We start from the raw sequence: 23,991 nt of genomic DNA on the forward strand, positions 1-23,991 counted from the left end.
CACTGGGGTCGCGCGGTGATTTAGCCGACGCCCAGGTAGGCCTCCTTGATGCTGTTGTCGGCCAGCAGCTCCTTGCCGGTGCCGGACTTCGTGATCTGCCCGGTCTCCAGCACGTACGCGCGGTGCGCGCGCGAGAGCGCCTGCTGCGCGTTCTGCTCCACCAGCAGCACCGTGGTGCCCTGCTTGTTGATCTCCGTGATGATCCGGAAGATCTGCTGGATGAACTGCGGCGCGAGGCCCATTGACGGCTCGTCGAGCAGCAGCAGCTTCGGCTTGGCCATCAGCGCGCGGCCGATCGCCAGCATCTGCTGCTCACCACCGGACATGGTGCCGCCGAACTGGTCCTTGCGCTCGGCCAAGCGCGGGAACAGCTCGAAGACACGGTCCAGGTCGGGCCCGAGGTTGTTCCTGTCCTTGCGGGCGTACGCCCCCATGTCCAGGTTCTCCATGACCGTCATGCCGGGGAAGATCCCCCGGCCTTCCGGCGCCTGCGAGATGCCGCGCACCACCCGGAGGTCGGCGCGCAGCTTCGTGATGTCCTCGCCGGCGAAGGTGATCTTGCCGTTCGACACCGGGCGGATGCCGGAGATGGCCCGCATGGTGGTCGACTTGCCTGCGCCGTTCGCGCCGATCAGCGTGACGATCTCGCCCTCGTTGACCGTGATCGTCAGCCCGGACACGGCCTGGATCCGTCCATAGTGGACGGAAACATCCTGTAACTCAAGCAACGTCATCGTCGGGCACTCCCAAATATGCGGCGATCACAGCGGGGTTCTCCCTGATCTCGGCCGGCACTCCTTCGGCGATCTTCTTGCCGAACTCCAACACCACGATACGGTCCGTCACGCCCATGACGAGCTTCATGTCGTGTTCGATCAGCAGGACGGTGTACCCGTCGTCGCGGATCGTCCTGATCAACCCCATGAGCTCTTCCTTCTCGGCGGGGTTGAAGCCGGCGGCAGGCTCGTCGAGGCAGAGGAGCTTGGGCTCGGTCGCCAGCGCGCGGGCGATCTCCAGGCGGCGCTGGTAGCCGTAGGGAAGGTTCTTCGCCTTCTCCGCGGCGCGGTCGGCGATGCCGACGAACTCCAGCAGCGCCATCGCCCTGTCGACGGCTTCCTTCTCCTCTTTGTGATGCTTCGGCAGGCGCAGCAGCGCGCCGACCACACTCGTGCTGTGCCGCGCGTCCGCGCCGACCACCACGTTCTCCAGCGCGGTCATCTCCGCGAAGAGCCGGATGTTCTGGAACGTGCGCGCGATGCCGAGCTGGGTGATCTTGTGCCGCGCGGCCTTGCCGAGCGGCTTGTCCTCCAGCAGCACCCGGCCCGACGTGGGCCGGTAGACACCGGTCATCGCGTTGAAGCAGGTCGTCTTGCCGGCGCCGTTCGGGCCGATCAGGCCGAGGATCTCGCCCCGCTTGATCGAGAACGACACGTGGTCGAGCGCGACCAGGCCGCCGAACTGGACGGTCAGCTCGTCCAGCTCCAGCAGCGTCTGGCCCATGTCGACCGAGATCTCACGGTCGGGTGCGACGACCTCGGCGACTTCGGCGAAGTGCTCGGCTCGCTCTTCCGCGGACATCTGCTCGACTTCGGCCACCAGGCCGCCTTCGATCGGCGCGTCGGCGCCACCAGGCTGCGTCATACCGTGCCCTTCGCAGTCGGTTCCGGGGTGAGCGCACTGTCACCGCTGATCTGTTCACCCTTGCCGAGCAGGCGCTGGTACGCCTGACGGCCCCTCGCCAGCAGCCGCTGGCGAGCACCGAGGAGACCCTGGGGCCGAAAGATCATCAGCACGATGAGCGCGATACCGAAGATCAGGTAGTTGTACTCGGCGATCTGAACGAACCGCAGCGGCATGTACGCCACCACGACCGCGCCGAGCAGCACACCGACCTTGTTGCCCGCGCCGCCGAGCACGACGGCCGCGAGGAACAGCATCGACGTCACGACGTCGAACGACTGGTTGTTCACGAAGCCCAGCTTGCCCGCGTACAACGCGCCGGAGAGCCCGCCGATCGCGGCGCCGATGACGAACGCCCAGATCTTGAACTTGTAGGTGGCCACACCCATGATCTCCGCGGCGTCCTCGTCCTCGCGGATGGCCACCCAGGCGCGGCCGACGCGGCTGCGCTCCAGGTTCCCGACGAACAGGAGCACCACGATGATCAGGGTCACCGTGAGCACGTACCACCAGCTCGCGGTCGGCAGGAACGACTTGCCAGCCGCGTCCGTGGCGACCCGCTCGAAGCCGGACTGGCCACGCAGCGGCGTGACGTTGTCGGCGATCAGGCGGATCATCTCGCCGAAACCGAGGGTCACGATGGCGAGATAGTCGCCTCGCAGTCTCAGTGTCGGTGTGCCGAGGATGATGCCGAAGATCATGGTGATCACCATGGCCAGCGGCAGCGTCCACAGGTACGGCAGCTTGGTCAGCGTCGAGTTCGGGCTGGTGAACAGCGCCGCGACGTAGGCGCCGACGGCGAAGAAGCCGACGTAACCGAGGTCGAGCAGACCGGCCTGGCCGACCACGACGTTCAGGCCGACCGCCACCAGCGCGTAGCGGGCGACGTCGAACATGGCCGTCGGGAAGTCCGTGCCGGTGGTCGCGATCAGCGGCGGGTTGAGCCACGGCAACGCGTAGACGAAGAGCACCAGCGGAATCAGGCACGCCCATTGAGCGGGACGGCTCAGGTTGTTCCAGCGCTCGCGAATCGACGGCTTCGCGGGAATCGTTTGAGTACTCACACCCGCGCCTTTCCTAAAGACTCACCGAGAATACCGGTCGGCCGGAGCATGAGGACCAGGATGAGCACGACGAACGCGACGACATCCTTCCACTCCCCGCCGAACAGCGTCTGGCCGTAGTTCTCGATGACACCGAGCAACAGACCGCCGAGCAGCGCGCCGCGCAGGTTGCCGATCCCGCCGAGCACCGCGGCCGCGAAGGCCTTGATGCCGAGCAGGAAGCCACCGTTGTAGATCGCGCCCTGCGGGATCTTCATCATGTAGAACAAGGCGGCGGCGCCGGCGAGCAGGCCGCCGACCACGAACGTCACCACGATGACGCGTTCCTTGTTGACACCCATCAGCGTGGCCGTGTCCGGGTCCTGCGCCACCGCGCGGATGCCGCGGCCGACCTTGGTCTTGTTGACGAAGTAGTCGGCGAGCAGCCACAGCAGGATCGACGCGGCGACGATGATGACGTCGAGCGAGGTCACGGTCGCACCGAAGATCTCGAACAGCGGCTCCGGCTTCAGCAGGCGGATCTGGCGCTGTGCGTTGAGGCCGAAGATCAGCTTCAGAATCTGCTGGATGGCGAACGAAGCGCCGATCGCGGTGATCAGGAAGACCAGCTTCGGCGCGTTGCGGTTACGCAGTGGCCGGTAGGCGACCCGTTCGAGCGTCACCGCGGTCGCGCCCGAGAAGACGACCGCGACGATGAGCGCGAGGCCGAGGTACAGGATCAGCTCGGCGACCCCGAGATCCGGGTTCGTGCCCGGCCGGAAGCCCAGCACGTAGAAAGTCAGCCAGGTCGCGAAGGTTCCGACGATGAACACTTCGGAGTGGGCGAAGTTGATGAGTTTGAGGACACCGTAGACGAGGGTGTAGCCAAGGGCGATCAGCGCGTAGATGCCGCCCTGTGTAAGCCCTCCGACGGTGTTGTTCCAGAACTGCTGGAAGAACGCGTCCACGTTGAAGTGGATCCATTGTTCGCCAGCCGTGTGGAACGGAGTCAGCGTGGGGTGCACGGTTTCTCGTTCTCCAGGTACGGCTCAGGCATGCACACAGAGGCGGTCGGCCCCCGTGTGCATGCCCGAGTCACCCGCGCAAGCGGGCAAGGTTACTAGTTGATCTGACCGTTGTTGACGATCTTGCCGTTCTCGACCTTGTAGCTCCACACCGGAGTTTCGGAGAGCTCGCCCTTGTCGTTCCACTTGAACTTCTTGGTCAGGCCCTGACCGTCGTAGTTCTTCACGAAGTCGAGCAGGCCCGCGCGGTCCTTGATGCCCTTGTCGATGCCCTTGAGCAGGATGGTCGCGACGTCGTAACCCTCGGGCGAGTAGGTGCCCGGGTCGCGGCCTTCGGTGCTCTTGTAAGCGGCGGTGAAGTCCTTGAAGTTGTCCTCAGGGACACAGGGGCAGGTGAAGTACGCCTTGGCGGCGGCGGAACCGGCGCCCTTGACGAACTCGTCGTCCTTCACACCGTCGGGGCCGACGAACTTGGCGGTGACACCCTTGTCGTCCAGCTGCTGCGCGAGCGGCGAGGCCTCGGGGTAGTAACCACCGTAGAAGATGGCGTCCGGCTTCTCGGTGACCATCTTGTTGACGACCGCGGAGAAGTCGGTCTGCGCCGTCTTCACCTTGTCGGAGCAGGTGGCCTTTTCCTTGAGCGCGTCACGGACCTGCTGCGCGAGGCCGCTGCCGTACTCGGAGTCGTCCTCGATGACACAGACCTTGTTGGCCTTGAGCGTCTGGGTGAGGAACTTGGCGGCGGCGGGACCCTGCACGCCGTCGTTACCCATGCCGCGGAAGAAGGTCTTCCAGCCGTTCTCGGTCAGGTGCACGTTCGTGGCCGACGGGGTGATGTGCACCAGGCCCGCCTGCTCGAACAGGTTGCCGGTGGCCTTCGACTCACCGGAGAAGGGCAGGCCGACGACGCCGATGATGCTGGCCTCGGAGATGACCTGGGTGACCACACCGGGCGCCTTGTCAGGCTTGCCTTCGGTGTCGAACTGCTTGAAGGCGACCTGGCAGCCAGCGTTCGCCTTGTTGTGCTGCTTGATGGCGAGGTCGACACCGTAGAGGATGTTCTGCCCCAGCGCGGCGCTGCCACCGTTGATGGTGCCGGCGTAGGCGAGGGTGACACCCGAGCAGACGGCCTTGCCGTCGCCTGCGGGGTTCGCGGCGTCCGCGGCCTGCTTGGGGGCCTCAGCAGCCGACGTGCTCGCGTTGTTCGAGCTGCCCGTGTCACGCGCCGAACAGGCGGACAAGGCAAGCGATGCGGCCGCCGCCAGCACGATGATCCTCGTGAGTCGTGCTCTTGACACTCGTTCCTCCAAATACAGACTGGCCGCTGTCGCAGCGGCAGTCCCAGCTCGGGACCCGACTGGGCGCTGAACGTAGCCGCCCGGCGGTGGGTTGCACAGAGTTACCCAGGGTCTTGTATCCACATCGTGACGGTCGTCATGAGTAAGTACGGATACTTAACACCCTATTGTCGGGTTGCAACAATAGGGTGATAACGATGGGTAACTATGCCCGAGTGGGCAGTCGGAGGGGCTGAAAGATCAGCCGATGCTGTCGACGACCGCCTCGGCGACCGCCTTCATGGTCGTCCGCCGGTCCATCGCGGTCCGCTGGATCCACCGGAAAGCCTCGGGTTCGGTCAGTCCTTGGCCGGTCATCAGCAGTCCCTTGGCCCGGTCGATGACCTTCCGCGTCTCCAGCCGATCGGTCAAACCGGCCACCTCGGACTCGAGAGCCTGAAGTTCAGCGAATCGGGAAACGGCCAACTCGATAGCGGGAACAAGGTCACGCTTCGCGAACGGCTTGACAAGGTAGGCCATGGTCCCCGCGTCCCGCGCGCGCTCCACCAGATCACGCTGGCTGAACGCGGTCAGTATGACTACGGGGGCCACCCGGTCACCCGTGATCTTGGCCGCGGCCTCGATCCCGTCGAGCTTCGGCATCTTGACGTCGAGGATCACCAGATCGGGCTTGAGCTCGGCGGCCAGCTTGATGGCCTGCTCACCATCACCGGCCTCGCCGACCACCTGGTAGCCCTCCTCGCGGAGCATCTCCACGAGATCGAGCCGGATGAGCGCTTCGTCCTCCGCGACGAGCACCCGACGTTGCGGCACGGTGGCAACACCGTTGGCCTCGGCAGCCTGGTCGGTCACCGGGGTCCTCCTGAGGGCTCGAGGGGATGTGACACGCGGTTTCCCGCGAACCAAAAGCCTACCGGGAACGATCCAGTCAGCCAGATGGCGTTCACCACGTGAGTGACGCCGCCCACCTGGGGTTGACCGGTAACCCGCTTGCGGAGGGTCACGGGCCCTCCCGTAGAGTTCTGACGTCGCGCCCCCGTAGCCCAATCGGCAGAGGCAACGGTCTCAAAAACCGTCCAGTGTGCGTTCGAGTCGCACCGGGGGCACATACAGCATCTACACAAGCACCGTCTGCTCTCGGAGCAGGCACTTCTTGTGTAGTTGTCATGAACTCGGTAATCCTCTCCGCCGCGTCGGCGATTTCAGGCAGATGGTCGGCGGGCAACCGGATCGCGATGGTCACGTGGTCGCCGTCGCCGTGCAGCCTGACTTCGAGCTGAGTGATCTCGATCAGTGTACGGAGCAGCGGTTCAGGCGCGCTGGCCAAGTTGAGCTTCAGGTAGGGCAGAGCATCCAAGAGCGCGGTGTCGTCGAGGCTTGGTCGGCCAGGTTCTGATTCGTCAGCCGCGTCGAGTTCAGCGATAGACCCCGCTGCAGCTGACTTGTCGAATTCCAGCTCGTTGTAGGCACTGCGGAGCGCTCTGGTGAACGGGTCGGCGGGGTCGCCGTCCGCAGCTTGGCGAAGCAGGGAGTCCTGCCGGCGGGTGATGTCCGCCAACGTCCGCTGGAGCCGTTCCCGCTCCGTCTGTCGTCCACGGCTGGCGCGGTCATCGATTCCAGCTATATCGGCCGCCAGGATCGCGTGACGGTCGGTGCCGAACACACGCTCGGCGAAGAATCGACCCACCGCGTCCAGGATGGCGTCCTCACGGAGGAAGGTCGCCTTCGGATGTTCCGCGAACTTGTCCTCGCGTCCGCGGTTGTTGTTGCGGGGCCAGCAGATGTAGTACGGCGCATCGTGTCGGTAGTTGCCGAACATCCGGCGGCCGCAGGTGCAGAACATCACGCCCCTGAGCACGTAAGTGCGTTGAGTTCCAGGGCGGGTATTTCGATCGTTGCCGTCGCGAGAGCCTCGCTTCGCTTTACTCCGCGCGTTCAGCTCGTCGTACATTGTCTTGGGAATCAGCGGCTCGTGCGCGGGTTCGAGCGACCACACCCACTTGATCGGGTCGTTGACCTTCCCGTTGCGAGAGCGGCGCGCGCGTCGATTGAACATCTGGTAGCCAGTGTATTTGGGGTTCCGAAGGATCTCGTAGACGCTGGTTTTGCCCCAAGCGCCTCGCGCTCGCACCTTTCCCGGCGGCTCAGGAGGCGGGTACTTCGTCGGGTCCGCGTTGAGACGTTCGGCGATGGTGTCGTAGCCGAGTCCTTCGTGAAAGCGCCACAGCGCGATCTGAGTGACCGTCTCGGCGCGAACTCCGTCCGGTTCGAGCCGGGTCTTGGTGAGCCCCTTTGCCGCCTTGGACGGGTTGGGGTGCCTGTACGACTTCGCCTTATAGCCGTAGCAGGGCTTTCCGATGTTCCAGCCCTCGCGGACGTGCGTGCACAGCCCGCCCCAAGACTGCTCGAGCGTGTTGAGAACCTCGTACTCGGCAACCGACTGATTGATCCGTCGTTGCAATATTCGCTGCGCTCGGCTTCCCGAAAGCGTGATCGGTTCATTCGACGCAAACAGCGGCACCTCGCACTGTTCCAGCGCGCGCTCGATCGACAAGCCTTCGAACGCTCGGCGCGCGACGCGGGCGATGCCCTCGCAGATCACCACGTCGAACCGGCGCCCGGGACGGGTTGCTTCGTCGAGCAGGTCGGCGACTCCACCGTCCCGGGCGATCGGGATGTCGAAGCGCTCGTAGTTGCTGCCCCTCCCCCGTGCGTCAAGCTCCATCCGCCCGGACTCGACGTCGTAGAAGTGGGCGACGATCACCCAAGCCTCGGGTATGGCCACCTTACAGTTCCCAAGCTGCCGCATGAGGGACTGCCGCGGATCTTGTTGATCCTCTGTGGAGGTACGCCCCAGGAACGCGACGCGCACCTCGTCGCGCAGCAATGCCGTGGACATGCCCAGCGGTGAAACGGCGTAGTCGGAAAGACCGGACGGCCCGGAAATCGGGACTGATCTGGTAACGCTTGGCAATGTCGCCGGGCGAGCGAAATCCTCATCGGAGGCTGTCATGCTGGTTTGTCGTCCTCTGCAGCTTGCGCGGCCCAGCGGAGAAGATCAACGATCACAGCTGCGAGTCGACCTCGGAGCCGCTCGGCTTCCGCACCATGAACGTGAGTAACACAACCAGAATACGTGCGGCTGCGCCCACGATTGCATTTTTGAGCGTACCACCAGGTCGGCGCATCAGAATCAGTCTGCAAGTCAGCCACAGTCTCATCCAACTCAGCACGAGAAGCCGAAACGGCTGCATCCTTCCGAGCGAATGGCTTTCCTGGGACTGACACGTGGCCCACCGTCCTCCGCACTCGCATTCTCACGCGACAACGGGAGGAGCAAGCACTAGTCATCAACAGCAACGATCTCCGTCAACCACAACGAGACCTGCCCCTGGAACGACGAGACTCGTCCGTCTCGCGAAATCTCGTCGTTCTCGTGCCAGTCTCGACGAAGTCTCGCTGGAGCGAGACCGACGGAGCACAGCTCAACACGAGCTCGCCTGAGACATGCGCCCTGCGCCGGAGTTTGATTCACTTCAGAGCACAGCAGACCGGTCGCGGACGCCACCACGCCGCGTCCTGCGCAAGTGGCGGAAGAGCGGCCAAATCCCCAACTCAGACGGCGCAGCTATCGCCAGCGCTGCGTAATCAGGCTGGCAATGCAGCACGTAATCGCACAATTCCCCTTAAGAACGAAGGCTCGAACCAACAATCCTCCGGTTAATTGTCCGGCCTAGTCCTGGGTCGCCCTCAGTCCATCTAGCTGGAATGTTTGCATTCGCTCACGCTCTGAATCGGGGTCAATCGGCGTCATTCGGCGGGGTTTATGAACCATAAATGCACCCTCGATGATGATCATGAACGCGCAGCGAATCTGCGCTGGCATCCAGTCGGCGTCGTCCGGGTTCGTTCGACGTAGACCAGCGCGGCGCCGACGCCGAGTGCGACGAACCCGAAGAACCAGTACCCGATCTCGAAGAACCAGTTGCCGAAGCCGATCGTCACCACGCTCGCGGCCGAGAGGGCGGTGGGTGACAGGGGCTGGCCGCGCTGCACCCGCTTCATCGCGCGGTTCCCGTGCACTGAGCTCGACCAGATTTGCGTGCAGGAACAGCTTCCGGCTCGATGACGCCCCGAATCCTCATGTGCCGCAGCGCGCGGGCAACGGTGAGATCGGTGCGGATCACACGGCGGCGAACCGCCCGCAGGATATCCCCGACGCAGCCGCGGTGTTCCAGCGACGTGACTCGGTTCTCCAGGTCGGCCGGCCGCTCGGGATCGGACCCGCGCTTAGCGACCAGTGCTGTCGGTCAGCTCCCTACGGACCAGATCGGCGAACCGCTCGTTGCGCACTGCCTCCCCGAGCGGCACTCCGGCGGCCCGCTCGGCGTCGATGGCCCGCTGGATCACCGGTAGCAGTTCGCGGACGACCAGCTTTTCCGCAGCCTCCGCGTTCCAGATTATCTTTAGAATTCGGTCGCACTCTTTCTGTGCCACTTTGTTGTTCGGCGGCAGTTTCACCGAACCGACCAGTTTCTGCCGGATCATCGCCATTAGATGATATTGGGTGGGTCGATAGCCACGATTGATGCGCTGGTTTCGGATCATCCATTCCAATCGGTACCAGGTCGCCGCAGCTGTGTAGTATAGGATCGGCGGCTGGCCGGTGACGAACAGCTCAGTGCCGCGCGCCTTGATCAGCTCCTGGTAGTGGCCTACGCGAGACGGCTCGTTCAGGAACATCGCCAGGTACGCGCGGCTGAGTTGGGCACGGCTTATGACGCGGGTCTTCTCCACATCCTTCCGTTCGCTGTACTGCTTCGCGCGACGTTCATAGAACAGCTGGTGTGGCTTGTCCCAGCCGAGCGTGAAGAAGTCCTCCAGCTCCTTGTGGAAGTCCTCCCGTGCGGCCAAGTCCTCGTCGCTGACGGGGGTCTGTTGGTTGGTTGCCGCCACAATACCCTGGATCACGTCCTCGTCCATCGAGTGAACGATGTGGACGCTGACGAAAACCTGGTTGGTAAGCTGATCGCGTTCGTGGAACAACACATGACAAGTTTGGCAGCCATTCACGATCTGAAAATCGTCCAACACGAAATCATCACCAACTCGGTCCAGTTTTCGGGTCACGATGGTAATGCCGTTGTTCATCACAGCGAACCGCTGCCGCTTGACCGAATCTCGCAGGGTGTCTCGAATACCGCTGTTGACCCTGTTGTAGCCCTGAAAAGCACGCACGTTGCTCTCAAACAGGTTCTCGCGCAGCTTTCCCGAGCCGTCCTCCAATATCGTGCGGACCAGCTCCGGTGCGGCGATCAGTCCCACAAAAGACTGTTCAACACCGGGGGCCGCCGGCACCGCGAACTGTTTCGGCACCGGCAGGGTGACTCGGATGGTGCTAGTCGCCTGTTGGTACAGCGTGCGCAGCTCCCGCCAGTTCACGCAGCGCACGTCGGTCGTATCGAATCGGTTGATCTTGTCCAGGTGCTTCTCGGCCGACCGCGCCTTGCGGTTGACCATATCCGAGATCTGATCACCGGTAGTCACATAGTGGACGTGCAGTTGCGGTAGTTGGCCGGCCAGCCGGGCCGAGTTCTCGAACACGATGTCCAGGCAGTCGCGCAGGCTGGTCACGTCGGCTGATATGTCGTACGGGACCACGCCAGACCCACATAAGTGACCAAGATTGTCCGCAAGATCCGAAATCACTTTGGTCTCGAACTTACTGCTGGTCTTGGCCTGGATGATCACAAACTGCACCTGAGGCCGCCTGCGGTTCATCGCCGTCCGCACGTCCATCGGGTCCCGGTACAGGTCTCCGTCGATCAGGACCGCGTACGCATCGATGCCGAGATCGTTGCCACCGCCGATACGATACTCGTCCGGATTGAAGGAATCGTTGTAGTACGAACTGAGCACGCAGTAGGTGGCGAATGCCTCGAACGCCTCGAATTCCGATAGTTCGGTCAGGTCGTGGTCGGCCTGGAAGCCCTTGACCAGGCTCTCAATCACCTTCTCCACGGCTGGTTCACTCCTTGCACGGGCATCAGCTCTGCCGAGCGCGGGCGACGACTTCTTCGACGGTCAGCGGGCTCGACGGGTGGTAGCTCAGGCAGATCGGGGTGCGGATCTTCTGGAACGCCAAACTCTCGGCGACGGCGTAGAACTGGCCGGCGCCCAAGCGGGAGATGTCCGGCACCGAACTGGATTTCGCGGCTGCCATTTCCTTGGCCGCCGCGATCTGCGGCGGACTGTTGAGGAAACCGAAGAACTGAGTGGCGGCGTTGCCGGAAATCCGGTTGTGGATACCGCGCGGCGCCTGCGTGGCGAACACCAGGCCGAGCCCGTACTTGCGGGCCTGCGAGGCCAACGCGAGGGTGCTGTACGTGCTTGCGGTCAGTGAACCGGACGGGGCGATGGTCTGCGCCTCGTCCATGACCAGCAGGCCGCCAAGTGGCCGGTCACCGGCGGGATGCCGCTTAATCCAGGCGAACAGGGCCATCTGGAGTTGGTTGACGAAACTCTGCCGTTGTTCCTCGGCGGGCAGGCCGATCAGGCTGATCACCGAGATTCGGGCACGTTTCCCGGCTGATGGGGTGAGCAGTACGCCGGGCTCCACCGGCTCACCAACGCCGCCGAACAACGGATCGTTGATCATGGCCGCGCGCAAGGTCTGCGCCATGTCCGCAGCCATTTCGGCCGCTTTGGCCAGGGGCGTGACGTCATCGGGCAGGTCACCGAGCAGATCCAGGAAATGGCTGAGCCCGCCGCCGGTGCTGTGCACGAAGTACTGCAACGCCTGATTAAGCACCGCGCGTGACCGCTCGGCCTTCGCGGTTGGGCCGTCGGCGCGGGCACGTGGCGCCAGCGCTGCGACGGCCGTCTCAATGGCCTGGCGGAACTCGTCCGGGTCGTCGGCGACCGCAGCGAAGTCGGGCAGTGGGCGGAACGTCAACGGCCGGCCGGTTTCCCTGCGGGGCGTCCAGACCACGACGTCGGTATTGCGCAGGTAGTCCTCGGCGTGGGCCGCGTCCTCGGGTCTCCAGGCGTCCGGTGGCCGCGGCCATGCGTCGCCGAGTCTGGCCAGGTCATTGTTGGGGTCGAGCACGATGGCGGATACGCCGCGCAGCGCACATTCCTCGACCAGTCGGCGGATCAACACCGTTTTGCCCGACCCGGACCCTGCGAAGATCGCCGTGTGCTTCCGTAATGATTCCAACGCGATCGTCACCGCCGCGCCGGTGTCCATCCGATCGCCTAGGTGCAGCGTCAGCGGGTCCATGGTCACAGGGTCTGCCGTCGCCAGATCCGGTGTATTCGTGGCTGACTTGGTCGTATCCAGGTCGGCCATCGGCCGGGACAGGCCGGAGGGTTGCGGCGCTGGAGTCGGCCCGGGTTCGGGGTGTGACGGCTCGGCGTCCTCAGGTGGGTCGCCGAACACCGCGCGCAGCAACGCGGTGTGGCTGGCCGGACGGCGGCTGAGCAACCACGCGTTGAACTGGGCCGGCGGCTGGGTCGCGGCCAGTCGCTCCACCGCCGCGAACGTCCGGAGGTCGGTCTCCAGAGTCTCTCTCGTCAGCCGGATCACGACCCCGCCCGCCGCCTCGAATTCCTGGACCTTCTCTCGGGTCTTGCGGCCGTTCGACCAATCGCCAGTGCGCAGCAGGTAGACCTTGCGTTTCGGAGCGGCCGGGTCCAGCCCGGTGGTATTCAGGACTCGGTCGATCCGGTTGATCACCGCTCTCCCGTCTGTCCACCCGATCGCCCGGAACGACCAATAGATCTTGTCCTCGGTGCCCTCGTCCACGATCTGTCGCAGTTCGGCATGCAGCGCCGGATTGCCCGCGGCCATCGTTTCCGTTGGTATCTCGTACTCGCGAAATTCTTCGCCCTGTTCAGCGACCCACCGATTCAAAGCGGGGGACAGGAGGTCAGGTATGCGCTGATCCTCCTGGTACGGGTCGAGCGCCTTGGCGACCTCTGCGATCACGCTGGCATCCTCGGCCAGAGCAGCCAAGCTCCGGTCAATCTCGGTGAGCGTGCCGCGATCGACCGGCACCAGCGCGGGCCCCGGTCGTGGCGCGGGTGCGTCGGCGTTGCTCACCTCTGCGAGGCTGGTCAACTCGATGACCTCGTTCGCGTTCAGGCACGCCTGGATGTGGGCGTCGACCCTGAGAATGAGGCCACGCGCAGTGAACCGGACCGCGTCGGCGAACGCCTGTGGTCGTACCGGCCAACTCGGATAGGGCGGGGTGAAGCCGACCTCTTCGAATTTGAGCGCGAATCGTTTTTCGATGAGTGTCTGCCCTATCGCCGCAGTCGGGATGGTGTCCAGCTGCTCGGCACGACGGAACCGTTGCCCGACGGAGCTCGGCGAATAGTCCCTGATGTCCTGCCAGACCGAATCCATGCAGGCGACCAGAACCAATGACCGACGGGTGGCTTCGCGTAGCTCCATCAGCCCACTGCCGACATCCTCGAACAGCCGCTGCCTGGGCAACCCCATCGAGTCAGGCACGACCTCGGATGTGGCGCTGTCGGTTCCTCGCTCCGACTGTTTGATCAGCGTGTCGATTTGGTCCAGTGCGATCACGCTTGGCCCGGTGAGCGCGATCAGCTTGAACAGTTCGCTGACCGTTTCGTGCGGTTTTCGAGGGTCGGCGCGAAGGCCCCATTCGGCCCGTTCGCCGACCGCTGACTCGCTCTCCGAGGACAGGTAGGCAACGCCGACATCCCTCGTCTTCGGCGAATTGCTGGCCAGAGTCAAGGCTCGAAGGGTCTGGCCGCATTCGAACGCGAGCCGTCGATCAATCCGGTCCAGCGCCTCGATCAGGTCATCAAGCCCGGACCGGGTCAGTTTGTCCAGTCCCACGAGTTGTCGGTGTATGGGGTCTGGGAGATTGAGTTTCCGGGACAGTCGCGTTCGCAGGATGGCGCCCTGCTCGAGGCCGTCCTTACCGAGTTGGAACAGGCCGTCGAGCACATCGTGCACGACCTTCTGCCAGAAGGACCGTTCGTGCCGTAGGTCAAGCGCGAAGAAATAGCCGCCCGCCGCACTGACCCGCGACCGTACGGTAGCGACGAGGTGGGTCTTGCCCGAACCAGGCCGGCCTGTGACAACCACGCCGATCGGACTGTCCGTTTCGTTGGCATCGGCGGTGGCGAAGCCGGCCATGACCGTCTGTAATGCCCGATCGTTGAGACCGTCGATGTGCGCCTCGGGCACCTTCCACACGCTTTCCCTGACAGGCGCCCAGTTGATCTTGACGAGCTCGGTCAGTGCGTCGTGTTCGATCTCCTTCATGACTGTTCGATCGATAGGAGATGCACGTCCTCGCCGCCGGTGCGCAGCGCGGCTGCCCGGTCCTCCGCGGTGAGTGTTTTCTGGTTGAACTCGGGATTGAGCCGCACTTTCGGCTCGAGGGCCAGCTGAAGAAGTGTGGCATCAAGGTCAGAACGCGGCACGTCGGCGAAGGCGGGCCGTAGCCGGGCCAGACTGACCCAGGCGCCGGGGGTGGTAGCCAGTTCGGCGTATGCGGTGCGGATTCGATCTGCGAGGTCAACGGCTGGGGCCGTCGGCTTGTCGTCCAGGACGAAGATGTCCGCGACGCGCAGGTCGGATCGCATCAAGAAAGCGGCAAACCGCCGGGTCAGCGCATATTGCAGCCGGGTTGCTTTGGGCGCGCCCTGCGGGGTGATGCTTCCCAGTTCGTCCCCACAGCGCCGCCAACCCGCGTCGGTCAGTTCGTGCATCCACGCCCGGTATCGGCCGACCTGCCACGCCTTGATGTAACCCAACTCGACCAGGTGTTCCCGCACACCTTTCTCGATCTTGATACCCATTTCACTGGTGAGGTCGGCGTTGGACGCGTCCCGGATCATGGCCATCAGCGCGAGTAACGCGGATCGTTCCGGCAGGGTCAGGTCCGAGTCCGCCATGGGTCCGAACGTACCTGGATACCGGCATGACGGGGAGAGTCGTCGCCGGAATGACGCAATGACCCCCATGGCTAGTGACCGGCGGCTAGCACGCCGATTCTGCCGAGTTCGACGACGAGCCATACGCCACCCTCACGGCGCACCTCCGGGCTCGCTGACTCACGGGCTCGCCGGAGCGATCAACGATCACGCCAAACCGGTGACGGTGCAGGTCATCCCCAGGGCGGTAGTCTCACTGCGTGCCTAGCGACACCAGTGCCGCCAATGACAACGGCGCAGAACGCGCCTCCGCCACCGAGGCGCGTGGCGATCAACCAGCGTCACGACAGCACAACATCCACATCGGCGGGGACGTCCGCGGCGGCAACATCATCGTTGGCGGCAACAACAACATCGTCGTAGAGATTGCCATGTTCGTTGGGGTCGCCCTGGGCTCCGGGATCATCGGCAACGCCGCCTACGACACGCTCAAGCTGAGCGTGAAGAAGCTGGTCCGCCGCTCCCAGAACGGCACTCCCCATCTCGGACACGAACGGGAGCTTCTCGCGCGCGCAGCTGTCCAAAAGCGATGCGCCGAGGTCGATTTCCCAGCTCCCGATCTCGACGCACCGTGTGACGTTCAATGGGACACGGGGCCTACCGGCTACACCTATCGCCTGACATTCCGCCACGTTGTTGCAAAAGTCTTGATCCCGAAAGGCCCTCTCGAAGGACAGGACCTCGAGGTCACTCTCCAGTCCCACGCCGACAGCTACGACCTCGCACAAGCGCGACTGGAAGTTGAACAAGCTCGGCGTCGTCGCCAGGGCCGCTCCAAGACCTGACCGCTATCGCCAGCGGGGCCGAGCCGACGGCGAATCCGGGACGGCCGACTTGCTGGCTCGTTGGACACCCGGCGCACGCTACGACGACGCAGGCGAAGAACTGGAGCGACCGCTGGCAGCCACCCTAATACTTCACCGGTTGCTGTACTGTTCGAGCCGTGCTGACGTGTGAAACCCGTGGCGCCGCGCTCGCCAGGCTCGGCCGAGCCCTCGCGGACCCGACCCGCTGCAAGATCCTGGTCGCGCTGCTCGACGGGGTGAGCTACCCCGGCCAGCTCGCCGAGCAGCTCGGACTGAGCCGTTCGAACGTGTCCAACCACCTGGCCTGCCTGCGCGGCTGCGGACTCGTCGTCGCCACCTACGAAGGCCGCCAGGTCCGCTACACCCTCGCCGACGCCCACCTCGCCCGCGCGCTGCGCGAACTCGTGCAAGTCGTGCTCGCGGTCGACACCGATGAGCCGTGCGTCGACGACGCGCCCGTCACCAGGACGATCCGGTGAGCGAGCCCGTCGAACTCCCGCTCGCCAGGTGCGCCGACGGCTGCTGCCCAGCGCCCGCACCCTCCGCGAGCCCGGAACGGCGCGCGGCGCTCGCCCGCCGGGTACGGCTGTTCGTCGCGGCGACCATCACCTACAACATCATCGAAGCGATCGTCGCGCTCTCCGCGGGCACGATCGCCTCCTCCCCCGCCCTGATCGGCTTCGGCCTGGACTCGGTCATCGAAGTCGCCTCCGCGACCGCCGTCGCCTGGCAATTCTCCGGCAAAGACCTCGAAGCCCGCGAACGGACCGCGCTCAAAGTCATCGCGCTGTCGTTCTTCGCACTGGCCGCGTACGTCACCGTCGAATCCGCGCGCACGTTGTTCGGCGCCGACCCCGCCGAGCACTCGACCGTCGGGATCGCGCTCGCGGCGGTTTCCCTTGTCGTGATGCCGTTCCTGTCCTACGCCCAGCGCCGCGCCGGCCGTGAACTCGGCTCGGCCAGCGCGGTCGCCGACTCCAAGCAGACCCTGCTCTGCACCTACCTGTCCGGAGTCCTGCTCGTCGGACTGCTGCTCAACAGCCTCTTCGGCTGGTACTGGGCCGACCCGCTCGTCGCACTCGTCATCGCCGCCGTCGCCGTCAAGGAAGGCCGTGAAGCATGGCGCGGCGACCACTGCTGCTGAATTCCGTCACAGGCTCGACTTGGTGGGACCTGCTGCTCGGCATCATCGGCGCGCTGCTGGTGACGTGGATCGTCCTGGTCGTAGCGCTCGTGATCGTCCGACCGCAGGGCGCCCTCCTGCGGGAAGCGCTCCGAATACTGCCGGACGTACTGAGACTGGTACGCCGCCTCGCCGCCGACAAAGCCCTGCCACGCAAGGTCCGGATCCAACTCGGCATGCTGCTGGCCTACCTCGCCCTGCCGATCGACCTGATCCCGGACTTCATCCCCGTCCTCGGCTACGCCGACGACGCGATCCTCGTCATCGCCGTCCTCCGCAGCGTCATCCGCCACTCCGGACTCGGCGCCGTCCGCTCGCACTGGCCAGGCACCGACGACGGCTTCGCCACGCTGGCCCGGCTGACCGGCCTGTCTCGCCGTGCGAACAAGCCCGACCAATGATCATCAAGCCATTCGCCTTGCATCCGGTACCCAGGTACAGGCTTACGGTGATGCCATGAACACAGACGCACAGACTTGGGTCCCGCGCGCATGCACGCTGCCGACGGAGGAGCACCCGCTACGTATGGCGGAGTTCGACGAACTGTTCACCACGCTGCGCGGCATTGCCCGCAAAGGATCAACGCGACTGCGCATCGAACTCGAACCAGCGCCGCAGGTAGCCGAGAAAGCCGCGGGCTTGGCCATGCGCGAGATCGGCTGCTGTTCCTTCTTCACCTTCACCCTGACAGCCGCGACCGGCGAGCTGCAGCTCGACATCACGGTCCCGGCCACTCAGGCCCCCATACTGGACGCGCTGCACACTCGTGCCACGACGGCGGCGGGATCACCAACGTGACCAGCCTGCGCAGCAGCCAACTCGCCGACGCGGCCGGAGTGAACCTGCAAACGCTGCGCTACTACGAACACCGAGGCCTACTCACCGAACCCGAACGAACGCTCGGCGGACACCGTCTCTATCCACCGGAAGCGGTCACCGTGCTCCGGGTGATCAAAGCGGCGCAGCGCCTCGGCTTCACCCTCGAGGAGATCGCGGATCTACTCGACATCGGCCGCCACCGGCATGGCAGACGCCCGCCGGGCCGTGTGCAGGCGCTCGCCACCGCCAAGCTGGCCGACGTCGAAGCCAAGATCGCCGACCTCAGCGTCATCCGCGACACGCTGCACGCCGCGCTCAACGCCGGATGCGACGACCTGATCGCTTGCTCGCATGCACCGACCTGCCCGATCCCGTTCTCCGACATCGCCGGACATGACCGCGGGCTATCGTCCCGATCATGACGATCGCTCGTTCGCTGGTGCTGTTCGCGCTCGCCGCCCTGGCCGAGATCGGCGGTGCCTGGCTGGTCTGGCAAGGCGTACGGGAACACCGCGGCCTGCTCTGGATCGCCGCGGGAGTCATCGCGCTCGGTGCCTACGGCTTCGTCGCGACATTCCAGCCGGACCCGAACTTCGGCCGGATCCTCGCCGCATACGGCGGCATCTTCATCGCCGGATCCCTCGCTTGGGGCATGATCGCCGACGGCTACCGACCCGACCGGTTCGACATCATCGGCGCGCTGATCTGCCTCGCCGGAGTCGGCCTGATCATGTACGCGCCGCGCGGCTGAACACGTCTTGCCCGCACACAAGATCGTCCGCGCGACGAGAATTTCCTTGCCCACAAGCAACCGACGATCCCGGCCACAACCGCCGGAACCTCGACGGCGATCGCGAGGTCGAGGTCCGCCGACACGATGATTGATTAGCCAGGAAGCGATCACCTCAAAATCGGCTGGAGATGCTCCACCAGGGCAGGAAGTGTCTTCACCAGCTTCGCCCCTCCAGAACGGCTGCGCCAGGCGCGGGCGAGGTAGTCGGCTGCCTTGTTTTCGCAGGCGACCACGTCGGCGTAGGCACTTGCGCAGGCGAGATAGAGCAGGTCGTTGAGGTCGTGGCCGTGCCAGACGTCGCCGGCGTTGCGAAGTCGAGCGTGCGTGGCCTCATACACGGTCCCGACATAGGGCGTTGCCAGGAGATCCTGCTCCGCTTCCTCGGTGTGCCAGGCTTCGAACCGCTCCAGCGGCATACCAGCAGCCAAAGCTGCCTCGATCACGTCATCCCGCATGTCGACTATCAAGCGCGTACGGATCACGGTGCGCGAATTCTCGCGAGCAGCGGTGTTCCTCTTCAGCTCGACGGCTAACTCGTGCAGTGATTTGGCCCAGCGGTCGGCGAGTTCGTCAGCTTGGCCCCGTTCGATCGGCTCGTCGTCGAGCACACTGGAGTACATCGCCGTAACCCAGGTGACACGGCGATGGAGTTCCGCGAACTCGGGCGGCACCGTGCCGCCCGTCGGCGGCGAGGCGTCCGTGCCGAACAGAGCTCCAGGTTCAAGGGTGAATACCGCTGGCCGTGCTTCCTCGCTGGTCTGCTGCCCTGCCTGCCGAACTCTGAACATCGCGCGCAGTTCGTCTTGGCGCACGCGGATCGGGGATCGCATTTGCCATCCGCGGCACAGTTCGAGCATCAGCGGCACGAGCGTGTTCCGGTACCGCGATCGCGCTGAGGCGATCTCGGTCAGGTGCGCCCCCGACAGCGGCAACAGGATGCGCTGATCGCGCGCCCAACGGCACACAGTCTCCGCCGCCGCACGCTCGGGCGCGGTCAGCTTGTCGGGGGTGTGTACGTACTGGGCGAGCTTGATCCACTGATTTTGGTCCAGGTAAACGCACAGCCGGTCACCTCGACGGTGGTCATCGTCTGGAAATCCGCCGATCTCGACCTCGACCTGATCTCCGTGCACCAGGTTGAGGATGAGCACGCGATCGACGAAGTCGTAGGTAGCACTTAGGAATGTCCGATAGGGATCGGAGGTTCCTGGGCTCGACAGCTGGATACGCTGACCGTCGAGGCGAACGAGCTCTACCGTCTCGTGCTCGAAGTCCTGCACCATCCGCGCCCAAGAGTGCACCAAGTAGGACACACCGCCCTTCGAAGATCAGCGTAGGTGTCTATCCTGGCACGAATGGCTGGACCGAAGCGTCACCATTTTGTTCCGCGCGCCTTTCTCGAGCGTTTCGGCTGCGACGGCAAAGTGGCCGTGCGCTGGCGCACCAGGAGCAAACTGGTAGTCACCAGTGCACTGAACGTCGCCGTCGAGTCGGGCTTCTATACAACCGAGACCCCTGACGGGGGCCACTCGACCGAAGTCGAAGAGTGGCTCGCCGGTATTGATGGTCCGGCGGATGCAGCGATCAAGGCGGTGATCGAAGGCGAGGCGCCTCCACGCGTAGGCTCAGCTGAGCGCGAGATTCTCGCCGTCTACATGGCAATACAGGCGAACCGTACGCCCGAAACTCGGGAACGCCTCCGCTTCCCTGTCGAAGTGATCAAATACGCTGGTGCCCGTGCCATCGACACAGCACTCGTGGCGGAGTATCTGGAGAAAGTCCACCTGGGATTCTCAGCCAGTGCGGGAGAAGTTCGCGGTGCTTTGACGATGATCCAAGTGTCGCAGCAGATGGGGCATCTCACCAGGAACGAGGAAGTAACGTTGCCGATGAGGTCGGTGGACAAGAGCATGTCGGCATTGCTGAACAGGCACTGGAGCCTCGAAATCGCCCGTAAACCGCGCCTGCTCACATCGGACGCGCCGCTCGTAATGTGGAGCAAGCCCACCCCCGCGAGCCGCTACCGTGGCATCGGCCTAACAAACGCGGAAGAAATCCGGTTCCCGATCGGCGCCGGTCACCAGCTCGTTCTTGGTAACCAGCCACGGCCACCATCCATCCGGATCGAACCCGATCGTGTGAGACGGTGCAATGACGATGTCGCGGCCGGTTGCCACAAGTTCATCGTTGGGCATCCCCGTCGCCCGAAGCAGATGCACGAGATCCAGCTGGCGGCGAAGCGACCGACCATTCGGTTCAACGAAGCCCCCGGATATCGCACCGGACTCGACGGGGAGGACGAGTTCATCGGGGATATCCTCCATTACTGGATACAACGGGCGGCGCCCGCCGCGCCCCGAGGGAGACAGCGGCACCACCGGCAATAGCTCCGTCGCCTGCACTTTCGCGATGCCTGTCAGGCCGGATGTTCAGCGATGGTTTCCTAGCAAGCACAGGCATCTGACCGTAGCGACGACGAGACACGTGGCGGCGATCAAGGTCTCGGTATTCACACGGTCAGGGGTTTCGGCGGGGGTTTGATAGCCGGGCATGCCCATGCCGATGCCCACAGCAGGGAGTCCGGCGGCGGCATAGCGGCGGTTGTCCGAGGGCATGGCTCCGGCTCGGAGTGGGACGCCCGTGTCGCGGCCGGCATGGTCGAGAGCAGCAAGCAAGTCCTCGGCGGGGCCACCTGCTTGGACGGCGGCGAAACCGTCAAGCTGGGCGGCGCCGTCGAGGTTGATGACGTATGTGCCGGGCGCAACTTCGGGAGCGTGGTGGGCGGAACCGCGGGCTCCGGCTTCTTCGGCGTCGAGGAAGGTGACGGCCAGTCCGACGTCGGGTAGGTCGGTCGCGAGGATGCGGGCGGCTTCGAGGATGGCGGCGACGCCGGAGGCGTTGTCGGCCGCGGCGGGCAGGCGTTGGACGGGGTCGTCGCCGACGCCGTCGTAGTGCGCGGTCAGCAGCACGGAGATCCCGGCGGTCGCGGGCTCGCGGAAGACGCCGTGGACGTTGGAGCCGGTGACGGTGATGCTGCGCAGCGGCATGGACGCGGTGACCCGAGCGGCGCCGGTCTCCGCTGCTCCAGTCAGCTGGCGGTGGAGATCGGTGCGTAGAGCGATCACGGGAAGCTCGCCTGCCGGCGGTCCAGCGATCATCTTGGGCATCCATCCCGCGTCGTCGGTTCCGCGTGGCACCAACAGCCCCGCCGCTCCCCCACGCACGGCGCGCGTCATCGCGTTCGACTCGACGGCATTGGCGAGAATCCACCGCCCGGGTTCGTGATTGGCGCCGTCGAGCGCGAGGGCGCCGTCGAGCGCCAAGGACTGGTCAGTTGAGGTGAGATGTTCGACGAAGTCGCGCCGGTGGACGAGCCGCTGGGTCGTGGAGCCGTCGGTCCATGCGAACTCGGGTGTCTCGTAGAGCTCGCGGACGCCGTGGACGGTGAACTCGTCGGTGGTGACGGCCGCGCCGATCTCCCGCAGCTGGCCGGCGAGCCAGTCGCGGGCGGCGCGGCCGCCGGGGGTACCGACCCGGCGGCCGGTGAACGCGTCGCACGCGAGTGTGTCGACGGTGCTGTGGAGCCGGTCGACGGAGATCTCGGCGAGCGCCGGGTCGGCGGGCAGGGAGGTCATCCGCAGCAGCTCGCGCCGTCGGCGATGGCGTCGGCTTTGGCGGTCGGGTCGCAGCAGCTATCCGCGGCGGTGGCGGCTTCGGGGGTGCCGCAACAGGTTGTCGTGGTGGCCGTGGCGGTCGCGGTGCCGCAGCAGCCGCTGGTGGCGGCGAGGGTGAACGCTTCGGCCCGGTCTCCGGCGAAGCCGCCGGGCGTCTCGTTGCTCATAGGACTGTTCCTTCCAGGCTCTATATAGATGGATATCTAAGTAACGGCTACCTTGCACGCTGATTAGGCGACTGTCAAGATAGACAGATGTCAAATCAGAAGACGGTGCTGGACGTGGAAGACGTGACGGTCGGCGGGGGTTGCTGCGCGCCGCTGGTCGCGGCGCCGTTGAACGCCGAGCAGGCCGTTGACCTGAGCAAGGCGTTCAAAGCTCTCGGTGACCCGGTCCGACTACGACTATTGTCGCTGATCACCTCGGCCGAGAGCGAGACCTGCGTCTGCGACTTGAGCGCGGCGTTTGATCTGACAGGGCCCACGATCTCCCACCACCTCAAAGTGCTGCGCGAGGCGGGCCTGATCGACAGCGAGCGGCGCGGAACCTGGGTCTACTACTGGCCCCGCCCGGAGAACCTGAGCCGTCTGTCGACGCTGCTGGCGACGCCGCGCCTGGCCCCGGCCTAGCCGAGCAGCCGGGCCACAACGTGGCGAGCATCGCGGCCGACGCCGCGCAGCGACGCCGAGGCCAGGCTGCGCTGCCACTCCAGGCCGACGTAGCCGAGCCCGCGGTGTGTTCGCGAAATACCGCCGGAGTGCAGAGGTGTGCCATCGGAGGCGAGGGTGCCCAGGTCGCGGAGGTAGGGCAGGTCGGGGCGGTAACCGGTGGCCAGGATGATCGCGTCGATCTTCTCGACTTGGCCGTCGGGCCAGGTGACCTTGTCATCCTCGAGCGTGGTGAACATCGGGCGCCGGTCGGGGCGGCCGGCGGTGAGCGCGGCGCGGTAGATGCCGGTGTCGAGCACGGGCGCGGTGACGTGATTGGGCAGCCAGCGGCCGATCGGCGCGATATCGAGCCCGGTGACGGTGAACCAGAAGTGCACGTCGCGGCCGAGCGGGCGTTGCGGGACGAAGCTGACCGGTGTGCGGCTGGCGAGACTGACCTCGGCGTGGGCGGCGAGTTCGGTGGCGACCTGGACGGCGGAGTTTCCGGCGCCGACGACGATGACGCGCTGCCCGGCGAAGACAGCGGGGTCGCGGTAGTCGGTGACGTGCAGGACTGTGCCGGTGAACGTCTCGAGCCCGGGAAGGTCGGGACGGTGCGGGCGGCCGAAGCCGCCGGTGGCGGCGATGACGATCGGCGCGGTGAACGTCTCCTGGTCCGTGCGCACGGTGAATGTGTCGCTGCGGGTGACGGTGGTGACGCGGTGGCCGGTGCGCAGGTCGGCGTCGAGGTGGGCGGCGTAGGTGCGCAGGTAGTCGACGACTTCGTCGCGGTGCGGGTAGTGGTCGGGGTCGCCGGGGAACGACATGCCGGGCAATGCGCTGTAGCGGGCGGGCGAGAAGAGGGTGAGGCTGTCGTAATAGTGCGGCCAGGATCCGACGGGGTTCGCTCCGGCTTCGAGCACCAGCGGGGTGATGCCGCGGGCGTTGAGCGCGTGGGTGGCGGCGAGGCCGGATTGGCCCGCGCCGATGACGATGGCGTCGACGTTGTTCATGGGCACCTCGAAGAGACCGTCACCCTGACAGG

General features: G+C 65.1%; 23 protein-coding genes, 1 tRNA gene and 1 pseudogene. 10 read left to right on the forward strand and 15 right to left on the reverse strand.

Annotated elements, in window-relative coordinates; genetic code table 11:
• Window positions 1-20: 20 nt before the first annotated feature.
• From BLV57_RS38600 to BLV57_RS38625, 6 genes are all read right to left on the reverse strand, one after another.
• Window positions 21-734, reverse strand: a complete 714-nt coding sequence (locus BLV57_RS38600) for an ABC transporter ATP-binding protein (protein ID WP_091298532.1) — start codon at window positions 732-734, stop codon at window positions 21-23.
• The gene (locus tag BLV57_RS38605) at window positions 721-1,641 is read right to left on the reverse strand and encodes an ABC transporter ATP-binding protein (RefSeq protein ID WP_091298535.1); all 921 of its coding nucleotides are present in this window, start codon (window positions 1,639-1,641) and stop codon (window positions 721-723) included. Before BLV57_RS38605 ends, BLV57_RS38600 begins: the two co-directional genes overlap by 14 nt.
• Window positions 1,638-2,744, reverse strand: a complete 1,107-nt coding sequence (locus tag BLV57_RS38610; RefSeq protein ID WP_091298537.1) for a branched-chain amino acid ABC transporter permease — start codon at window positions 2,742-2,744, stop codon at window positions 1,638-1,640. Before BLV57_RS38610 ends, BLV57_RS38605 begins: the two co-directional genes overlap by 4 nt.
• Window positions 2,741-3,748 (reverse strand): branched-chain amino acid ABC transporter permease, encoded by a 1,008-nt coding sequence (locus BLV57_RS38615; protein WP_245757691.1) that lies wholly within the window; start codon window positions 3,746-3,748, stop codon window positions 2,741-2,743. The genes BLV57_RS38610 and BLV57_RS38615 overlap by 4 nt, the downstream gene beginning before the upstream one ends.
• Window positions 3,749-3,843: 95 nt before the next feature.
• On the reverse strand, window positions 3,844-5,016 hold the full coding sequence (locus BLV57_RS38620; protein ID WP_091298539.1) for a branched-chain amino acid ABC transporter substrate-binding protein: 1,173 nt from the start codon (window positions 5,014-5,016) through the stop codon (window positions 3,844-3,846).
• Window positions 5,017-5,286: 270 nt separating this feature from the next.
• Window positions 5,287-5,898, reverse strand: a complete 612-nt coding sequence (locus tag BLV57_RS38625) for an ANTAR domain-containing response regulator (RefSeq protein WP_091298543.1) — start codon at window positions 5,896-5,898, stop codon at window positions 5,287-5,289.
• A gap of 180 nt (window positions 5,899-6,078) precedes the next feature.
• On the opposite strand from BLV57_RS38625, the gene BLV57_RS38630 reads away from it, so the two are divergent.
• A tRNA-Leu gene (locus BLV57_RS38630) sits at window positions 6,079-6,152 on the forward strand.
• Window positions 6,153-6,790: 638 nt separating this feature from the next.
• Here the strand turns inward: BLV57_RS38630 and BLV57_RS44460 are convergent.
• The 5 genes and pseudogenes from BLV57_RS44460 to BLV57_RS38655 all read right to left on the reverse strand — a co-directional run.
• Window positions 6,791-8,059 (reverse strand): annotated as a pseudogene (locus BLV57_RS44460) (recombinase family protein); the annotation flags it as partial.
• An 842-nt stretch (window positions 8,060-8,901) separates the two neighbouring features.
• Window positions 8,902-9,111 carry a hypothetical protein gene (locus BLV57_RS38640; RefSeq protein WP_091298546.1) on the reverse strand — a complete coding sequence of 70 codons (210 nt, stop codon included), beginning with the start codon at window positions 9,109-9,111 and terminating at the stop codon, window positions 8,902-8,904.
• Between the two features lie 225 nt (window positions 9,112-9,336).
• Window positions 9,337-11,067, reverse strand: a complete 1,731-nt coding sequence (locus BLV57_RS38645) for an AIPR family protein (protein WP_091298549.1) — start codon at window positions 11,065-11,067, stop codon at window positions 9,337-9,339.
• 25 nt (window positions 11,068-11,092) lie between these two features.
• A complete protein-coding gene (locus BLV57_RS38650) occupies window positions 11,093-14,350 on the reverse strand; it encodes a helicase HerA domain-containing protein (protein WP_091298552.1) in 3,258 nt (1,085 codons plus the stop codon).
• Window positions 14,347-14,985, reverse strand: coding sequence for a hypothetical protein (locus BLV57_RS38655; protein ID WP_091298555.1), 639 nt, complete (start codon window positions 14,983-14,985; stop codon window positions 14,347-14,349). Before BLV57_RS38655 ends, BLV57_RS38650 begins: the two co-directional genes overlap by 4 nt.
• A gap of 239 nt (window positions 14,986-15,224) precedes the next feature.
• Between BLV57_RS38655 and BLV57_RS43085 the strand changes: the two genes are divergently transcribed.
• The 7 genes from BLV57_RS43085 (at window position 15,225) to BLV57_RS38690 (ending at window position 18,583) form a co-directional block, all read left to right on the forward strand.
• Window positions 15,225-15,809, forward strand: coding sequence for a hypothetical protein (locus BLV57_RS43085; protein WP_143047264.1), 585 nt, complete (start codon window positions 15,225-15,227; stop codon window positions 15,807-15,809).
• Window positions 15,810-15,967: 158 nt separating this feature from the next.
• Window positions 15,968-16,309 carry a Cd(II)/Pb(II)-sensing metalloregulatory transcriptional regulator CmtR gene (cmtR, locus tag BLV57_RS38665; RefSeq protein ID WP_091298561.1) on the forward strand — a complete coding sequence of 114 codons (342 nt, stop codon included), beginning with the start codon at window positions 15,968-15,970 and terminating at the stop codon, window positions 16,307-16,309.
• Complete coding sequence (locus tag BLV57_RS38670) at window positions 16,306-16,974, forward strand: cation efflux transmembrane domain-containing protein (RefSeq protein ID WP_091298565.1); 669 nt, start codon at window positions 16,306-16,308, stop codon at window positions 16,972-16,974. The genes cmtR and BLV57_RS38670 overlap by 4 nt, the downstream gene beginning before the upstream one ends.
• Window positions 16,950-17,414: a YkvA family protein gene (locus tag BLV57_RS38675; protein ID WP_091298568.1), complete on the forward strand. Its 465-nt coding sequence runs from the start codon at window positions 16,950-16,952 to the stop codon at window positions 17,412-17,414. The genes BLV57_RS38670 and BLV57_RS38675 overlap by 25 nt, the downstream gene beginning before the upstream one ends.
• A gap of 124 nt (window positions 17,415-17,538) precedes the next feature.
• Window positions 17,539-17,811 carry a hypothetical protein gene (locus tag BLV57_RS38680; protein ID WP_218134973.1) on the forward strand — a complete coding sequence of 91 codons (273 nt, stop codon included), beginning with the start codon at window positions 17,539-17,541 and terminating at the stop codon, window positions 17,809-17,811.
• A complete protein-coding gene (locus tag BLV57_RS38685) occupies window positions 17,808-18,254 on the forward strand; it encodes a MerR family transcriptional regulator (protein WP_091298573.1) in 447 nt (148 codons plus the stop codon). Before BLV57_RS38680 ends, BLV57_RS38685 begins: the two co-directional genes overlap by 4 nt.
• Window positions 18,248-18,583 (forward strand): YnfA family protein, encoded by a 336-nt coding sequence (locus BLV57_RS38690; RefSeq protein ID WP_218134976.1) that lies wholly within the window; start codon window positions 18,248-18,250, stop codon window positions 18,581-18,583. The genes BLV57_RS38685 and BLV57_RS38690 overlap by 7 nt, the downstream gene beginning before the upstream one ends.
• 149 nt (window positions 18,584-18,732) lie before the next feature.
• Here the strand turns inward: BLV57_RS38690 and BLV57_RS38695 are convergent, their stop codons facing one another.
• Entirely contained in the window at window positions 18,733-19,908 is a 1,176-nt protein-coding gene (locus tag BLV57_RS38695) for a hypothetical protein (protein WP_143047265.1), read from the reverse strand.
• Between the two features lie 72 nt (window positions 19,909-19,980).
• Here BLV57_RS38695 and BLV57_RS38700 point away from each other — a divergent pair, with 72 nt between their 5' ends.
• Window positions 19,981-21,012 carry a DUF4238 domain-containing protein gene (locus BLV57_RS38700; protein ID WP_091298582.1) on the forward strand — a complete coding sequence of 344 codons (1,032 nt, stop codon included), beginning with the start codon at window positions 19,981-19,983 and terminating at the stop codon, window positions 21,010-21,012.
• Between the two features lie 42 nt (window positions 21,013-21,054).
• On the opposite strand, the gene BLV57_RS38705 is transcribed toward BLV57_RS38700, so the two are convergent.
• A complete protein-coding gene (locus BLV57_RS38705; RefSeq protein WP_091298585.1) occupies window positions 21,055-22,260 on the reverse strand; it encodes a M28 family metallopeptidase in 1,206 nt (401 codons plus the stop codon).
• Window positions 22,257-22,466 carry a hypothetical protein gene (locus BLV57_RS38710; protein WP_091298588.1) on the reverse strand — a complete coding sequence of 70 codons (210 nt, stop codon included), beginning with the start codon at window positions 22,464-22,466 and terminating at the stop codon, window positions 22,257-22,259. Before BLV57_RS38710 ends, BLV57_RS38705 begins: the two co-directional genes overlap by 4 nt.
• An 87-nt stretch (window positions 22,467-22,553) precedes the next feature.
• Here BLV57_RS38710 and BLV57_RS38715 point away from each other — a divergent pair, with 87 nt between their 5' ends.
• Window positions 22,554-22,928 carry an ArsR/SmtB family transcription factor gene (locus BLV57_RS38715; protein ID WP_091298590.1) on the forward strand — a complete coding sequence of 125 codons (375 nt, stop codon included), beginning with the start codon at window positions 22,554-22,556 and terminating at the stop codon, window positions 22,926-22,928.
• Here the strand turns inward: BLV57_RS38715 and BLV57_RS38720 are convergent.
• Window positions 22,925-23,959: a flavin-containing monooxygenase gene (locus BLV57_RS38720; RefSeq protein ID WP_091298592.1), complete on the reverse strand. Its 1,035-nt coding sequence runs from the start codon at window positions 23,957-23,959 to the stop codon at window positions 22,925-22,927. The two genes, BLV57_RS38715 and BLV57_RS38720, sit on opposite strands and share 4 nt — an antisense overlap.
• Window positions 23,960-23,991: the final 32 nt, after the last annotated feature.

The sequence above is a fragment of the Amycolatopsis xylanica genome, from assembly GCF_900107045.1.
Taxonomy (GTDB): domain Bacteria; phylum Actinomycetota; class Actinomycetes; order Mycobacteriales; family Pseudonocardiaceae; genus Amycolatopsis; species Amycolatopsis xylanica.

Coding starts and splice junctions, on each gene's coding strand:
- BLV57_RS38675 (WP_091298568.1), top strand. CDS start 16,950: ATGGCGCGGCGACCACTGCTGCTGAATTCCGTCACAGGCTCGACTTGG.
- BLV57_RS38720 (WP_091298592.1), bottom strand. CDS start 23,959: ATGAACAACGTCGACGCCATCGTCATCGGCGCGGGCCAATCCGGCCTC.
- BLV57_RS38700 (WP_091298582.1), top strand. CDS start 19,981: ATGGCTGGACCGAAGCGTCACCATTTTGTTCCGCGCGCCTTTCTCGAG.
- BLV57_RS38695 (WP_143047265.1), bottom strand. CDS start 19,908: ATGGTGCAGGACTTCGAGCACGAGACGGTAGAGCTCGTTCGCCTCGAC.
- BLV57_RS38640 (WP_091298546.1), bottom strand. CDS start 9,111: ATGAAGCGGGTGCAGCGCGGCCAGCCCCTGTCACCCACCGCCCTCTCG.
- BLV57_RS38655 (WP_091298555.1), bottom strand. CDS start 14,985: ATGGCGGACTCGGACCTGACCCTGCCGGAACGATCCGCGTTACTCGCG.
- BLV57_RS38715 (WP_091298590.1), top strand. CDS start 22,554: ATGTCAAATCAGAAGACGGTGCTGGACGTGGAAGACGTGACGGTCGGC.
- BLV57_RS38600 (WP_091298532.1), bottom strand. CDS start 734: ATGACGTTGCTTGAGTTACAGGATGTTTCCGTCCACTATGGACGGATC.
- BLV57_RS38680 (WP_218134973.1), top strand. CDS start 17,539: ATGGCGGAGTTCGACGAACTGTTCACCACGCTGCGCGGCATTGCCCGC.
- BLV57_RS38650 (WP_091298552.1), bottom strand. CDS start 14,350: ATGAAGGAGATCGAACACGACGCACTGACCGAGCTCGTCAAGATCAAC.
- BLV57_RS38605 (WP_091298535.1), bottom strand. CDS start 1,641: ATGACGCAGCCTGGTGGCGCCGACGCGCCGATCGAAGGCGGCCTGGTG.
- BLV57_RS38710 (WP_091298588.1), bottom strand. CDS start 22,466: ATGAGCAACGAGACGCCCGGCGGCTTCGCCGGAGACCGGGCCGAAGCG.
- BLV57_RS38705 (WP_091298585.1), bottom strand. CDS start 22,260: ATGACCTCCCTGCCCGCCGACCCGGCGCTCGCCGAGATCTCCGTCGAC.